Source organism: Streptomyces bugieae (assembly GCF_036352915.1).
Taxonomy (GTDB): Bacteria; Actinomycetota; Actinomycetes; order Streptomycetales; family Streptomycetaceae; genus Streptomyces; species Streptomyces endophytica.
In genome coordinates this window covers 85468-100566 of record NZ_JAZBJP010000021.1, presented here as the reverse complement: position 1 = coordinate 100566, position 15099 = coordinate 85468, and the positions used below count along the sequence as shown (strand labels likewise).

General features: G+C 72.4%; 12 protein-coding genes. 5 read left to right on the top strand and 7 right to left on the bottom strand.

Going from position 1 to position 15099, the window contains the following annotated elements; genetic code table 11:
* Nucleotides 1-8: 8 nt before the first annotated feature.
* Entirely contained in the window at nt 9-1715 is a 1707-nt protein-coding gene (locus V2J85_RS26820; RefSeq protein WP_261950826.1) for a glycerol-3-phosphate dehydrogenase/oxidase, read from the bottom strand.
* Nucleotides 1716-1961: 246 nt separating this feature from the next.
* Between V2J85_RS26820 and V2J85_RS26815 the strand changes: the two genes are divergently transcribed.
* On the top strand, nt 1962-3191 hold the full coding sequence (locus V2J85_RS26815) for a nucleotide sugar dehydrogenase (RefSeq protein ID WP_261957082.1): 1230 nt from the start codon (nt 1962-1964) through the stop codon (nt 3189-3191).
* 560 nt (nt 3192-3751) lie between these two features.
* Here V2J85_RS26815 and V2J85_RS26810 read toward each other — a convergent pair.
* The 4 genes from V2J85_RS26810 to V2J85_RS26795 form a co-directional block, all read right to left on the bottom strand.
* On the bottom strand, nt 3752-4867 hold the full coding sequence (locus tag V2J85_RS26810; RefSeq protein ID WP_261957081.1) for a GuaB3 family IMP dehydrogenase-related protein: 1116 nt from the start codon (nt 4865-4867) through the stop codon (nt 3752-3754).
* A 121-nt stretch (nt 4868-4988) separates the two neighbouring features.
* A complete protein-coding gene (gene guaB, locus V2J85_RS26805) occupies nt 4989-6491 on the bottom strand; it encodes an IMP dehydrogenase (protein ID WP_261957080.1) in 1503 nt (500 codons plus the stop codon).
* Between the two features lie 130 nt (nt 6492-6621).
* Nucleotides 6622-7197 carry a sigma-70 family RNA polymerase sigma factor gene (locus V2J85_RS26800; protein WP_018090849.1) on the bottom strand — a complete coding sequence of 192 codons (576 nt, stop codon included), beginning with the start codon at nt 7195-7197 and terminating at the stop codon, nt 6622-6624.
* A gap of 279 nt (nt 7198-7476) precedes the next feature.
* Nucleotides 7477-8088: a response regulator transcription factor gene (locus V2J85_RS26795; RefSeq protein WP_003948568.1), complete on the bottom strand. Its 612-nt coding sequence runs from the start codon at nt 8086-8088 to the stop codon at nt 7477-7479.
* 382 nt (nt 8089-8470) lie between these two features.
* Between V2J85_RS26795 and V2J85_RS26790 the strand changes: the two genes are divergently transcribed.
* Entirely contained in the window at nt 8471-8803 is a 333-nt protein-coding gene (locus tag V2J85_RS26790) for a WhiB family transcriptional regulator (protein ID WP_261957079.1), read from the top strand.
* Nucleotides 8804-9186: 383 nt separating this feature from the next.
* On the opposite strand, the gene V2J85_RS26785 is transcribed toward V2J85_RS26790, so the two are convergent.
* Nucleotides 9187-10098 (bottom strand): LysR family transcriptional regulator, encoded by a 912-nt coding sequence (locus tag V2J85_RS26785; RefSeq protein ID WP_261957078.1) that lies wholly within the window; start codon nt 10096-10098, stop codon nt 9187-9189.
* Nucleotides 10099-10328: 230 nt separating this feature from the next.
* On the opposite strand from V2J85_RS26785, the gene V2J85_RS26780 reads away from it, so the two are divergent.
* On the top strand, nt 10329-10988 hold the full coding sequence (locus V2J85_RS26780) for an MOSC domain-containing protein (protein WP_330822995.1): 660 nt from the start codon (nt 10329-10331) through the stop codon (nt 10986-10988).
* Between the two features lie 88 nt (nt 10989-11076).
* On the top strand, nt 11077-11901 hold the full coding sequence (locus V2J85_RS26775) for an SDR family NAD(P)-dependent oxidoreductase (RefSeq protein ID WP_330822994.1): 825 nt from the start codon (nt 11077-11079) through the stop codon (nt 11899-11901).
* Here V2J85_RS26775 and V2J85_RS26770 read toward each other — a convergent pair.
* The gene (locus V2J85_RS26770) at nt 11861-13717 is read right to left on the bottom strand and encodes a DUF2264 domain-containing protein (protein ID WP_330822993.1); all 1857 of its coding nucleotides are present in this window, start codon (nt 13715-13717) and stop codon (nt 11861-11863) included. The two genes, V2J85_RS26775 and V2J85_RS26770, sit on opposite strands and share 41 nt — an antisense overlap.
* 214 nt (nt 13718-13931) lie before the next feature.
* Here V2J85_RS26770 and V2J85_RS26765 point away from each other — a divergent pair, with 214 nt between their 5' ends.
* Nucleotides 13932-15041, top strand: coding sequence for a LacI family DNA-binding transcriptional regulator (locus V2J85_RS26765; RefSeq protein ID WP_261957074.1), 1110 nt, complete (start codon nt 13932-13934; stop codon nt 15039-15041).
* Nucleotides 15042-15099 lie beyond the last annotated feature (58 nt).

Genomic DNA, 15099 nt, shown 5'->3' with positions numbered 1-15099 from the left:
CCCGGCGCCTACAGCGGCACGATGTCCGGTGCCCCCAGCCGCGCCGCATCCGCCGTCAGATCGTCCGGCTGGCGCTGCGATTCGCGTTCCGCCTCGACCCGCTTCCGGTAGTGCGTGATCTCCTTCTCGACCTGGTCGCCGTCCCAGCCGAGCGCCGGCGCCATCAGCTCGGCGACCTCGCGGGCGCAGCGGGTCCCGCGGTCGAAGGTCTCGATCGAGATCCGGGTCCGGCGGGTCAGCACGTCGTCGAGGTGGCGCGCCCCCTCGTGCGTGCAGGCGTAGACCGCCTCGGCGCGCAGATAGTCGTCCGCGCCGGTCAGCGGTTCGCCCAGGGAAGGATCGCCCACCACGAGCTCCAGCAGCTCCTCGGTGAGCGCGCCGTAGCGGTTCAGCAGGTGCTCGATCCGCGCCACGTGCAGCCCGGTGCGGGCCGCGATCCGGGCCCTGGCGTTCCACAGCGCCTTGTAGCCCTCGGCCCCGACCAGCGGCACCTCCTCGGTCACGCACTCCGCGACCCTCTGGTCCAGCCCGTGCACCGCCTCGTCCACGGCGTCCTTGGCCATCACCCGGTACGTCGTGTACTTGCCGCCGGCGACCACCACCAGGCCCGGCACCGGATGCGCGACCGTGTGCTCCCGCGACAGCTTGCTGGTGGCGTCCGACTCCCCCGCCAGCAGCGGCCGCAGCCCGGCATAGACACCCTCGACGTCGTCCCTGGTCAGCGGGGTGGCGAGGACCTCGTTCACATGCTCCAGCAGATAGTCGATGTCCGCGCTGGACGCCGCCGGATGCGCCTTGTCCAGGTCCCAGTCGGTGTCCGTGGTGCCCACGATCCAGTGCCGCCCCCAGGGGATGACGAACAGCACGCTCTTCTCGGTCCGCAGGATCAGCCCGGTCGTCGAGTGGATGCGGTCCTTGGGAACGACCAGGTGGATCCCCTTCGAGGCCCGCACGTGGAACTGCCCGCGCTCCCCGATCAGCGCCTGGGTGTCGTCCGTCCACACGCCCGTGGCGTTGACGATCTGCCGCGCCCGGACCTCGTACTCCCGGCCGCCCTCGACGTCCTGCACCCGCGCGCCGACCACCCGCTCGCCCTCGCGCAGGAAGCCCACCACCCGCGCCCGGTTGGCGACGTGCGCGCGGTACGCCGCGGCGGTCCGCACCAGGGTCGCCACGTAACGGGCGTCGTCCATCTGCGCGTCGTAGTACTGGAGCGCACCGACCAGCGCGTCCTTCTTCAGGCACGGCGCGACCCGCAGCGCCTTCTTGTGCGACAGGTGACGGTGGACCGGCAGTCCGCGGCCGTGCCCCGACGACACCGACATCCCGTCGTAGAGCGCCACACCGGAGCCCGCGTACCAGCGCTCCCAGAACTTGTGCTGCAACGGATAGAGGAACGGCACCGGCTTGACCAGATGCGGCGCCAGCCGCTCCAGCAGCAGCCCGCGCTCCTTCAGCGCCTCCCGGACCAGCGCGAAGTCCAGCATCTCCAGATACCGCAGACCGCCGTGGATCAGCTTGCTCGACCGGCTGGACGTACCGGAGGCCCAGTCCCGGGACTCGACCAGTCCGGTGTCCAGTCCGCGGGTCGCCGCGTCGAGCGCGGTCCCCGCGCCGACGACCCCGCCCCCGACCACGAGAACGTCCAGCTCCCGCTCCGCCATTCGGGCGAGCGCCTCGGCCCGCTGTGCCGGTCCCAGTATCGCTGTCCTCACCGCTGCCTCCCGCTGTGGTCGGGGCCACCGTGACCGGGGCCCTGCCCCGTCCGTCGATTCTGACCGCGCTCCTTGCCGCTATCCCCCCTCACCCACACGGCAACACCCCGGCCACCTTGATCCATCAATCCCCATTCTGGGCCAAATATCCGCTTAGTCTACTTATGCACTCTTCGCATACGTCAGGCACTTCCCGCCCCCGCACACCACCCGCCACCCCCTCCGCTCGGGAAGGACGGTCGCAGCATGCCCGCAGATCTCGCCGTCATCGGACTCGGTCACCTCGGCCTCCCCCTCGCCCAGGCCGCCACCACCGCCGGCATCGGCACCCTCGGCTACGACCCCGACCCGCACGCCGCCACCGACGGCCCGCTCACCGCCACCGAACTCCGCCGGCTGCTCGCCGCCGGCTTCCGCACCACCGCCGACCCCACCGCCCTCGGCCGGGTCCGCACCGCGGTCATCTGCGCCCCCACGCCGCTCGGCGAGGACCGCGCCCTGGACCTCTCCGCGGTCGCCGGTGCCGCCCGGACCCTGGCCGCACAACTACGGCCGCACACCACGGTGATCCTGGAATCCAGCGCGTACCCGGGCGCCACCGAGGAATTCCTCCGCCCCCTGCTCGAAGCGGGCTCCGGCCTCACCGCCGGCCGCGACTTCCACCTCGCGTACTCACCCGGCCGCCACGACCCCGGCAACCGCACCCACCACTACGCCAACACGCCCAAGGTCATCGGCGGCCTCACCCCCGCCTGCACGGAGGCCGCCGCCGCCTTCTACGGCCGCCTCACCGACAAGGTCGTCCGCGCCCGCGGCCCCCGCGAGGCGGAGACCGCCAAGCTCCTCGAAACGAACTACCGCCACGTCAACATCGCCCTGATGAACGAGATGGCGGTCTTCTGCCACGACATCGGCGTCGACCTGTGGGACGTCATCCGCTGCGCCGAGACCAAACCGTTCGGCTTCCAGTCCTTCCGCCCCGGCCCCGGCGTGGGCGGCCACGCCCCCGCGGTGGACCCCAACTCCCTTGGCGGGGGCGCCCATTCCCTCCCCCTCCGCATGGTCGAACTCGCCCAGGAGGTCAACGGCCGGATGCCGCACTACGTCATCCAGCGCTGCGCCACCCTCCTCAACGAACACGGCAAGTCCGCGCGCGGCGCCCGCATCCTCCTGCTCGGCGTCACCTACAAACCGGACGTCGCCGACCAGACCGGCTCCCCCGCCTGGGAAATCGCCGCCCGCCTCCGCGAACTCGGCGCCCACGTCACCTACCACGACCCGCACGTCCCCCACTGGACCGTCCACGGCCGCCCCGTCCCCCGCGCCGACTCCCTCTACGACGCCGCCTCCGCCGCCGACCTGACCCTCCTCCTCCAGCACCACCGCACCTACGACCTGCAGGGCCTGTCGGTGAAGGCCCAACTGCTGCTGGACACCCGGGGCGCCACGCCCACGGGGGCGGCGCATCGGCTGTGAAGGGGGCGCGCGGGGTGGCCCGGACTCCGAAGCTGGTGGCACCGGGCGCGCAGCGCGGGTACCTTACGGAAGCAGGTGGAGCCCACCGCAGCGGGTACTGCGGCAGGCTCCTAGCCGGTTTACGGGTGTCCGCCCCTAGCGCTCATAGGGGCGGCCGCTCACCGGCCGTAAATCCGCAAGATCCACCTCCTCCGGAACTGCACCAGCCGAAGCCGAATGTGATCCCAGCGGGTGGGCTTGCGGTGACGGCCCATGGGCACGCCCCCTTCCATGACGCCGCCCATCAACCCGGCTGGGCGGTCCACTGGAGCTCCGGGCCGGGCCCCGGGCCAACGGGTCCGGACACGTGCTCCTTGGAAGGGGGCGTCCCAGAGAGCGGGTCGCCGAACAGGGACACTACCGCCCTGCTACACCCGTTCAGCCCACCCTCGCCCTGAACGCAACCACGCGCCCCTCCCCTCTCAAAACACGCCCCCATCAGCGCCGTTGGGCACGCGAAAGGGCCGGTCACCCACAGGATGACCGGCCCTTCGTACGTGCCCTACGGACTACCGCACGGCCTACCGCCGCGGCGCGACCGTGACCTCGACGCGCTGGAATTCCTTCAGCTCCGAGTAGCCGGTGGTCGCCATCGCCCGGCGCAGCGCGCCGAAGAAGTTCATCGAACCGTCCGGGGTGTGGGAGGGGCCGAGGAGGATCTCCTCGGTCGTGCCGACCGCACCCAGGTCCATCCGCTTGCCGCGCGGCACGTCCTCGTGAACCGCCTCCATGCCCCAGTGGTGGCCGCGGCCCGGCGCGTCGGTCGCACGGGCGAGCGGCGAGCCCATCATCACCGAGTCCGCGCCGCAGGCGATCGCCTTGGGCAGGTCGCCGGACCAGCCCACGCCGCCGTCGGCGATGACGTGGACGTAGCGGCCGCCGGACTCGTCCATGTAGTCCCGGCGGGCGGCCGCGACATCGGCGACCGCGGTCGCCATCGGGACCTGGATGCCCAGGACGTTACGGGTGGTGTGCGCGGCGCCGCCGCCGAAGCCGACCAGCACGCCCGCCGCGCCGGTACGCATCAGGTGCAGGGCCGCGGTGTACGTGGCGCAGCCGCCGACGATCACCGGGACGTCCAGCTCGTAGATGAACTGCTTGAGGTTCAGCGGTTCGGCGGCGCTGGACACGTGCTCCGCCGACACCGTCGTGCCGCGGATGACGAAGATGTCCACGCCGGCGTCCACGACGGCCTTGGAGAACTGCGCGGTGCGCTGCGGCGACAGCGCCGCGGCGGTGACCACGCCCGCGTCGCGCACCTCCTTGATCCGCTGGCCGATCAGCTCTTCCTTGATCGGGGCCGCGTAGATCTCCTGGAGCCGGCGGGTCGCGTCGGCCTCGTCCAGCTCGGCGATCTCGGCGAGCAGCGGCTCCGGGTCCTCGTAGCGGGTCCACAGCCCTTCGAGGTTGAGGACGCCCAGGCCGCCCAGCTCACCGATGCGGATCGCGGTCTGCGGGGAGACCACCGAGTCCATGGGGGCCGCCAGGAACGGCAGCTCGAAGCGGTAGGCGTCGATCTGCCAGGCGATCGAGACCTCCTTCGGGTCGCGGGTGCGGCGACTGGGTACGACGGCGATGTCGTCGAATGCGTATGCCCGGCGGCCGCGCTTGCCGCGCCCGATCTCGATCTCAGTCACGTGTGTGGCCTTTCCTTCTACGTCTGCGTCTCCAGTATCCCCGACGCACCGGAGCCCGCGGCCGGGGTGCGGCCGCGGGCTCACGGTAGGGGCCTACGGGGCCCGGGGCTACCTGGAGGCGTCAGCGCCGGGCGTAGTTCGGCGCCTCGGTGATCATCTGGACGTCGTGCGGGTGGCTCTCCTTCAGGCCCGCGGCGGTGATCCGGACGAACCGGCCCTTCTCCTTGAGCTCGGGGATGTCGGCGGAGCCGACGTAGCCCATGGAGGCGCGCAGACCGCCGACGAGCTGGTGGGCGACCGAGGCGAGCGGGCCGCGGTAGGGGACCTGGCCCTCGATGCCCTCGGGCACCAGCTTGTCCTCGGAGAGGACGTTGTCCTGGAAGTAGCGGTCCTTGGAGAAGGAGCGGGCCTGGCCGCGGGACTGCATCGCGCCCAGCGAGCCCATGCCGCGGTACGACTTGAACTGCTTGCCGTTGATGAAGACCATCTCGCCCGGCGACTCCTCGCAGCCGGCCAGCAGCGAGCCCAGCATGACGGTGTCCGCACCGGCCGCGATGGCCTTGGCGATGTCGCCGGAGAACTGCAGGCCGCCGTCGCCGATCAGCGGGACGCCCGCGGCGTTCGCGGCCTGCGCCGCCTCGTAGATCGCGGTGACCTGCGGCACGCCGACACCGGCGACGACCCGGGTCGTGCAGATGGAGCCGGGGCCGACGCCGACCTTGATGCCGTCCGCGCCGGCGTCGATCAGGGCCTGGGCGCCGTCACGGGTGGCGACGTTGCCGCCGACCACGTCGACGCTGATGTTGGACTTGATCTTGGCGATCATGTCGAGGATGCCGCGGCTGTGGCCGTGCGCGCTGTCCACGACGAGGAAGTCGGCACCGGCCTCGACCAGCGCCTGCGCCCGCTCGTAGGCCGCGTCGCCGACGCCGACCGCGGCACCGACGACCAGCCGGCCCTCGGCGTCCTTGGCGGCGTTCGGGTACTTCTCCGCCTTGACGAAGTCCTTGACCGTGATCAGGCCCTTGAGCACGCCCTCATCGTCGACCAGCGGCAGTTTCTCGATCTTGTGGCGGCGCAGCAGCTCGATGGCGTCGTCGCCGGAGATCCCGACCTTGCCGGTGACCAGCGGCATCGGGGTCATGACCTCGCGGACCTGCCGGCGGCGGTCCATCTCGAAGGCCATGTCGCGGTTGGTCACGATGCCCAGCAGCTTGCCCGCGGCGTCGGTGACCGGCACACCGCTGATGCGGAACTTGGCGCACAGCGCGTCGGCCTCGGCGAGGTCGGCGTCCGGACGGACCGTGATCGGGTCGGTGACCATGCCCGACTCGGAGCGCTTGACCAGGTCGACCTGGTTGGCCTGGTCCTCGATGGAGAGATTGCGGTGGAGCACGCCCGCGCCGCCCTGCCTGGCCATCGCGATGGCCATCCGCGCCTCGGTGACCTTGTCCATCGCGGCGGAGAGCAGCGGGATGTTCACCGTGACGTTGCGCGAGACCCGGGAGGCGGTGCTCACCGCATTGGGCAGGACCTCCGACGCGCCGGGCAACAGCAGCACGTCGTCGTATGTCAGCCCGAGCATGGCGAATTTGGCGGGCATACCGTCGACGTTGTCACTCATGACACCTTCCCCAATGCTCTTGCCTCAGCGCGGACTCCCATGCTAACGGCCTACGGGGGTGGCCCATTCCACGAGCGATGAGGGCCTCGTCACTTGTGCTTTCCTACGGCGACTTCGCGTCACCCCAGGGCTACTGCTCGGCGAGCGCCCGCAGCCGGCTCAGCGCGCGGTGCTGGGCGACCCGTACGGCACCGGGCGACATCCCCAGCATCTGCCCGGTCTCCTCGGCCGTCAGCCCGACCGCGACCCGCAGCAGCACCAGCTCGCGCTGGTTCTCCGGAAGGTTCGCCAGCAGCTTCTTGGCCCACTCGGCATCGCTGCTCAGCAGCGCCCGCTCCTCGGGACCGAGGGAGTCGTCCGGCTGCTCGGGCATCTCGTCGGACGGCACGGCCGTGCTGCCCGGGTGGCGCATCGCGGCCCGCTGCAGATCGGCGACCTTGTGGCCGGCGATGGCGAAGACGAACGCCTCGAAGGGCTTGCCGGTGTCGCGGTAGCGCGGCAGCGCGCAGAGCACCGCGACACACACCTCCTGCGCAAGGTCCTCGACGAAGTGCCGGGCGTCGCCGGGCAGCCGGGACAGCCGGGTGCGGCAGTAGCGCAGGGCGAGGGGGTGCACATGGGCCAGGAGGTCGTGAGTGGCCCGCTGGTCCCCCTCGACGGCGCGTGCGACGAGATCGCCGATCTCCTGCTTCCCGTCGTCGCGCATCGGTCCATGGTGCCTTGGCGCCGCACGGTCCGCGGCACCAGGTCCGTAGTTGTGCACTGAAGCGTTATGAGCGGCAGGTGCGCCGGCTGTCATCTCCCGCGCCCTCCCCTCGTGCCCGAGCGGCCCGTCCCCGAGGAACTCCATACCTCAAGGATGCGGCACCGCGCGGCGAATCGGACCGCCGTCGCCGATCGGGACATGCGGGGCACCATGCCGCCCCGCCCGCCACAGGGCGGGCGGGGATCTTCATTCCCCCGCATCGCTGCACGTCACGACGCCTTAGCGGACCAGTCCCCAGCGGAAGCCGAGCGCCACCGCATGGGCCCGGTCGGAGGCGCCCAGTTTCTTGAACAGTCGCCGGGCGTGCGTCTTGACCGTGTCTTCCGACAGGAAGAGCTCGCGGCCGATCTCGGCGTTCGAACGGCCGTGACTCATGCCCTCCAGCACCTGGATCTCACGCGCGGTGAGCGTCGGCGCGGCACCCATCTCGGCGGACCGCAGCCGGCGCGGGGCGAGCCGCCACGTCGGGTCGGCGAGCGCCTGGGTCACCGTCGCCCGCAGCTCGGCGCGCGAGGCGTCCTTGTGCAGATAGCCGCGGGCACCGGCGGCGACCGCGAGCGCGACGCCGTCGAGATCCTCGGCCACCGTGAGCATGATGATCCGGGCGCCCGGGTCCGCGGACAGCAGCCGGCGCACGGTCTCGACACCGCCGAGCCCGGGCATCCGTACGTCCATCAGAATCAGATCCGAGCGATCGGCACCCCAGCGGCGGAGGACTTCCTCGCCGTTGGCCGCGGTCGTCACACGCTCGACGCCGGGCACGGTCGCAACCGCCCGACGGAGCGCCTCTCGGGCAAGCGGGGAGTCGTCGCAGACGAGGACGGATGTCATGACCGCCCTCCGCAGCTGATGCGCGTCACCTTGAGCCTCCAGGCTGGTACGTATCGTCACCTGTGCGATTGACGGCCGCCTCGGACACCTGCCCGAGGGCTACCTCTGCCAATCGCCTCCGCACACTCAACGACGGTCACCCGAAAGAGTTACGGCTTCGGCGACCGAGTTCAGCACGCTCCGTGAGGAGCCGGATACGCAGACGACTCATCGGGCGACCGGCATCCGCGCGTGCACCCTATGCCCTATTTGGCTCCCTTTCTTCCATTTTCGCGTTGACTATGACTAGATTCGCAATGAGTCATATTTACATCTACTTCGACAGTAGATGTACGGTCGTGAGCACCGAGCCCGAATCCGCATCGCTTCGAGGGGACAAGCAATGGCAGATTTCTCCCGCCTCCCGGGCCCGAACGCAGATCTTTGGGACTGGCAGCTGCTGGCCGCCTGCCGCGGCGTGGACAGCTCACTCTTCTTCCACCCCGAGGGTGAGCGCGGAGCGGCCCGCAGCGCGCGTGAGACATCGGCAAAAGAGGTCTGTATGCGCTGCCCCGTGCGGGCCGAGTGCGCGGCGCATGCGCTGGCCGTCCGTGAGCCCTACGGGGTGTGGGGCGGCCTGACCGAGGACGAGCGCGAAGAACTGATGGGCCGGGCCCGTCACCGCCTCGTCCCCGCGAGTTCGATGACGGGCCGGCCGGGGGCGCCCGGCCACTGAGGAAGAAGGACGCGGAGCTCGGGAAGAAACGTTCCTGCAAAGGGCTGCAGGGGACGGCAAGGGGTCGTTCGTGCGGCGGCGGAACCGTGCCTGCGATGCGGCGGGGCGGTCGGGGAACGGGTTCGGGGTGGCGGTGCGGGGTGGGGCGGGGGGGGGGGGGGGGGGGCCGGGGGGGGGGGGGGGGGGGGGGGGGGGGGGGGGGGGTGGGTTTTTGTGCGCGGGGACGCGGAGGGCGGCCCGCGCTTTCGGCGTGCGTGGAGCGTGCCGCGCGTGGAGCGTGCCGTGCGGAGAACGTGTGGGGTGCCCACGGTTCGGAGTGCTCACCCGTGGATCCGGCGGGCGTGCCCGCCTGCCGGTGTCCTTCCGCTTTCGTGCCGCGTCGGTCAGCGGCCCGCGGCGTCCACCAGCTGGTCGAGCATGGCCTCGACGGCCGGGACCTGCGCCAGGTCCGGCAGCGTGAGCGCGACGATCTCCCGGTGCACGGCGGGATCCATCCGGATCGCGGTGGCTCCCTTGGGACGTACCGACGCCAGTGTCAGCTCGGGCAGCGCGGCGACCCCCAGTCCCGCCCCGACCAGACCGATCACGGCCGGGTAGTCGTCCGTCGCGAAATCGATGCGCGGCGTGAAGCCCGCGCTCTCGCAGACCTCCACCAGATGACGGCGGCAGCGCGGGCAGCCCGCGATCCACGGCTCGTCGGCCAGATCCGTGAAGCGCGCACGGCCGGCCCTCGCCAGCCGGTGGCCGTCCGGGACCAGGCCGATCAGCCGGTCCGCCAGGATCGGCCGCACCACGAGGTCGTCCCACTCCGCACCGGCCGCCGGGTCCGCCCCGCGCACCTCCGGGAAACGGAACGCCAGCGCGATCTCGCAGTCGCCGTTGCGCAGCATCTCGATCGAGCGCGGCGGCTCGGCCTCCACCAGCGAGACCCGGGTGCCGGGGTGGGCGGCGCGCATCTTCGCCAGGGCGGTCGGCACCAGCGTCGAACTGCCCGAGGGGAACGACACCAGCCGCACCCGCCCGGCCCGGAGGCCGGCGATGGCCGCGACCTCCTCCTCGGCGGCGGTCAGCCCGGCCAGGATGCCGACCGCATGCCGTACGAGTGCCTCGCCGGCCTGCGTCAGCCGCATCTCGCGGCCCGCCCGGACCAGCAGCGGGGTCCCGGCGGACTGCTCCAGCGCCTTCATCTGCTGGCTGATGGCCGGCTGGGTGCAGCCCAGCTCCCGCGCCGCACCGGAGAACGAGCCGGTCCTGGCGACGGCGCGCAGCACGCGGAGATGACGGGCCTCGATCATGTTTCGAGCATAAGCGCGTCTTGGGTCGATCAGGAAAAACCGGTTGGCTGCTTTGAGGCACCGGGCGCACGCGTGGAGGCACGGGCGGGGATCGTCACGCTCTCCGCGCGCCCCGAGCTTCCGGCGCCTTCCCCCGTACGCCGTGCTGAGGGGCGTGCCGGGGCGTAAAGCGGTCACCCTGATGTATGGGGGCCGCATCCTGCCGCCACGACCGGGCATCGGAGCTCCGCATGAAGCTGCTGACCGTGAACCTGGGACACCGCACCCCGTCCGCGCACGCCGCCGTCGCGGCCGGCACGGGCATCTTCAAACGGCCCGTGGACGGCCCGGTGACGGTCCGCTCCCCCGGGCCCAGGGGCGTCGGGGGCAGCGGGCTGACCGGTGACGCGGTGGTCGACCGGCGCCACCACGGCGGCGACGACAAGGCCGTCTACGCGTACGCCCGCGAGGACCTGGACGTCTGGCAGCACGAGCTGGGCCGCGCGCTGCCCAACGGGACCTTCGGCGAGAACCTCACCACCTGGGGCGTCGAGGTCACCCACGCCCGCATCGGCGAACGCTGGCGGATCGGCCGGCACGTCCTGCTGGAGGTGTCGGCGCCGCGGGTCCCCTGCCGTACGTTCCAGGGGCGGATGGGGGAGCCCGGCTGGATGAAGCGGTTCATCGGGGCCGCGGTGCCCGGCGCGTACCTGCGGGTGATCGAGCCGGGCCGGATCCGCGCCGGGGACCCGGTCCGACGGGAGCACCGCCCGGACCACGAGGTGACCGTCCGGATGGTGTTCCGGGCGCTGACCGGCCGACGGGAACTGCTGCCGCGACTGCTGGACGCGGGCGAGGCGCTCCCGGAGGAGACCCGGCGGCAGGTGGCGAAGTATCTGGAGCACGCATGAGGCCCGCGGGCCGGGCCGGGGCGACGGGACCTGCCGCGGGCGGGGGTTGGGGCTCCGGTGGCGCGCTCCGGGCGGATAGCGTGCCGGTATGACGACTGCATTGATCACGGGAGCGACGGCGGGCATCGGCGCGGCCTTCGCCCGGCGGCTGGCGAGCGACGGCCACAGCGTGGTGCTGGTGGCCCGCGACGAGAAGCGACTGCGCGAGCAGGCCACCGAGTTGCACGACCGGCACGGCATCGAAGCGGAGGTGCTCAGCGCCGACCTGTCGACGGACGACGGCATCGCGGCGGTCGAGGCGCGGCTCTCGGACGCCAAACACCCGGTGGATCTGCTGGTGAACAACGCCGGGTTCGGCAACAAGGGCGAGTACCTCGAAGTCTCGATGGCCGACGAGCTGACGATGCTGAAGGTGCACTGCGAGGCGGTGTTGCGACTCACCACCGCCGGCGTGCGCGGGATGCGGGACCGGCGGCGCGGCGCGGTGGTCAATGTGGCGTCGGTGGCCGCGTTCGTGCCGCGCGGCACGTACGGCGCGAGCAAGGCGTGGGTGGTGCAGTTCACGCAGGGCGCGGCGCGCGACCTGGCGGGCAGCGGGGTGCGCCTGATGGCGCTGTGCCCCGGCTTCGTACGGACCGAGTTCCACCAGCGGGCCGGGATGGGCACGGACAACATCCCCGGCTGGATGTGGCTGGACGCCGACAATCTGGTCGACGCGGCGATGAAGGACCTCATGCGCGGCAAGTCCCTGTCCATCCCCGACCCGCGCTACAAGGCCCTGATGGGCGCGGTGAAGCTGGCGCCGCAGACAGGTACGTGGGCGGCGCCGCAAAGCGCAGCGCCCCGCGGCGGGACAGACGGGTACGTGGGCGCTAAAACGCAAGCGCGGACTCCGTGCCGTCGTGCCACGTGATGTGGAGGGTGTCGCCGACGAGGCGGGTCGTGGCCAGAGTGCTCGGTGGGGCGGGGGCCGGGTCGCTGGTCAGGGAGGCGAGGGCTGCGAAGAGGGTGCCCTCGGGGCGTGTGGTGATGGTGCCCTCCAGGGTGGAGGTGTGGGTGTGGGGGCCCATCAGGGTGCTGCCCGTAGGGGCGCGGCGCGGGGTGTCGTCGTAACCGTGCAGGGGGTGGAGTTGGGCGGTGGGGCCGTCGGGGGTGGTGGCCCAGCCGGTCTGGCGGACGCGGGTGCCGGGGGCGGCGCCGGTGACGAGGTGGGCGCGGAGTTCGGCGCGGCCGTGCACGAGGGTCGTGGAGAGGACCCGGATGCCGGTGAGGGGCGTGCCGTCGGCGTGCCGCGGGGTGTGGGTGGAGGACGCCCAGTCCGGGCCGGTGGCGTGGGGATGCGCGGGGCCGCGGGTGGTGGGGCGGCCGTCGAGGAGCAGCGCGAAGTGGTTGTCGCCGTCGGCGGTCGGGCCGGTACGGGTGGAGTAGGCGAAGCGGGCGTAGTAGGGGTCGTCGGGGGTGGCGTTGCTGCCGTGGTTGTGGACGCGGACCAAGCCGTCGGAGGCGGTGGAGTGCAGGAGTAGACCGGTGCGGCCGAGGGGGCGGATGGTGTCCGTGGTTTCGGCGGGCAGGGGTTCCTCGCGGGCGGTCCAGGCGGGGTGGGTGGCGGGGAGCAGCAGGCCGACGAAAGCCTTGGCCGCCCAGTAGGGGGAGCCCGGGCCGGAGTAGCTCTGGAGCATCGGCTCGTACGGCCCGTACCAGCCGAGCGGCAGCAGGCCGTCCGTGGTGACCGCGCCGCGGTCGAGGAAGTGTCGGAGGGTTCCGGAGGCGAGGCGGCGGGTGGCGCCCGGGGTGAGCGGGGTGTGGCCGGTGAGGGCGCCGAGCCAGGGGGCGGCGGTGGCGGCGAAACGGTAGGTGAGCGAACGGCCGAACGGGAGCGGGGCGCCGTTGGTGTCGAAGAGGCGGGTGTAGTCGTCCAGTTGGGCGCGCAGGCGCGCGCCGTAGTGGGCGAGCAGGGGGTGGTCGCCACTGAGGTGGGCGTGCAGGACCGGGTAGAAGTGCAGCGCCCAGGCGTTGTAGTGGTCGAAGGCGCGGTTGTCGCCGTCGGAGTACCAGCCGTCGCCGCGGTACCAGTCCTCGATACGGGTGAGCGCGCGGTCGATGGCCGTTTGTGCGCGTGCCGTCTCGATGCCGGCGTCGCGGAGGAAGCCGCCGACGGTGAGTCCGAAGAGCCACCAGTTGTTGTCGACGGGGGACGGGCCGAGGGCGGGCAGCAGCCAGTCGGCGAGGCGGCTGCGTACCGCGTCGCCGAGGGTGTCCCAGAGCCAGGGACGGGTCAGTCGCAGGCCGAGGGCGAGTGAGGCGGCTTCGACGCGGGCCTGGCGGGTGGTGTTGATGGAGGGCCAGGAGTCGGGGTCCGTTGTGGTCAATTCGGGTGTGGTGGTGGGGTGTTGGGTTCCCGCGGTCAGGCCTTCGGCGTAGCGGGTGAGGTGGGCGTGGGGGTCGTGGCCGTTGTTGCCGGCGACGCGGAGGGCGGCGAGCAGGAAGGTGCGGGCGAAGCCTTCGAGGCCGTCCGAGCGGGGGCCGGAGGAGCTGGGGCGGGGGCCCGGGAGGGAGATCAGGGCGTACTGCGGCGAGGCGTGGCGGGCGGCGGCGTGCAGCAGGCCGTCGGCCGTCGCCTCCCAGTGGGCGCGGGTCCAGCCGGTGTACGGGCTGCGGCCACGGTCCTCGGGCGGGAGGGGGAAGGGGCACGGGCGGCGGTCGGCGGGCGCGCGGGCGGGCTCGGGCATGGCGTCCCCTGGGGCGAGGTGGCGGGCGGCGGCCGTGCGAGCGGAATCCTTCTGCGCTGACCGATCGCTCGTCAAGGGAACACGAAGGGAAAGAGATCGAACGATCGGTTTATCTTGCGATCGATCACTTGAGGCTGGCTGGCCGTCGACCCGCTCATTTAGGCTCGGCCGCCATCGGGCCGCCCGGGCCGTCCTACGCGAGGGGAATGCCGCCGTGCGCGAAAGTGCGATGCAACGCCATGAACGCCTGCTGACCCTGGTGCGGGAGCACGGCACGGCCCGGGTCACCGACCTCGCCGAACGGCTCGGGGTGTCACCGGTGACCGTACGCCGGGACGTCGAGACGCTGACCCGCAAGGGACTGGTCGACCGGGCGCACGGCTCGGTGTCCTGGCCCCGGCGGCGCACCGGCGAGGCGGGGGCCACCGGTGCGGACAGCGCTCCCGTGCTCGGCCTGCTGGCGCCGTCCGCCACGTACTACTTCGCCGAGGTCATCCACGGTGCGCACGAGGCGGCGGCGCGGGCCGGGGCCCGGCTGATCCTGCGGATCTCCGACTACCGGCCCGAGGAGGACCGGGCCCGGGCCGAGGGGCTGCTGGCGGCCGGCGCCGAGGGCCTGCTGATCGCCCCCGGTTGGCGCGGCCGCCGCGACCCGGCCGAGCACGGCGGCTGGATGGGTGAACTCCCGGTTCCCGCCGTGCTGTTGGAGCGCGAGGCGGAGCTCGGCAGCCCGCTGGCCGGCCTGGACCGGGTGTGCTCGGACCATGCGCACGGGGTGCTGCTGGCGCTGCGGCACCTGGTGGCGCAGGGGCACGGGGCGCCCCTCCTGGTGGCGCGGACGGACAGCCCGACGGCGCTGGCGGTGCGGGCCGGGTACGACCGGGCGCTGCGCGCGCTGGGCCTGGAGCTGCCGCATCCGGTGGTGGACGCGCCGGCCGACGGCGACCCGGTGGGGTTCGAGCGCGGGGTGCAGGCACTGTGGACGGCGGTGCGCGCGGGGCGGGTGACGGCGGCGCTGGTGCACAACGACGTGGGGGCCATCCAGATGGTGCAGCGGCTGGGTGAGCTGGGCATGCGGGTGCCGGGGGATCTGGCGCTGATCGCCTACGACGACGAGGTGGCCGCGCTGGCGGACACCCCGCTCACGGCGGTGGCCCCGCCGAAGCGGGAAGTGGGCCGGCTGGCCGCGGAGTTGCTGCTGGAGCGGATGGGGCTGGGGGTGGCGACGGCGCCGGGGCCGCGGCGGCATCTGGCCCTGCTGCCCCGGCTTCGGGTACGGGCCTCCTGCGGCGCGGCGGGCGCGGAAGCCGTCGCGCGCGCATAGTTTGTGCGTTTTTCGATCATTCAATCGTTCGCTCTTGACTTCACTCATGGCCGGCCCA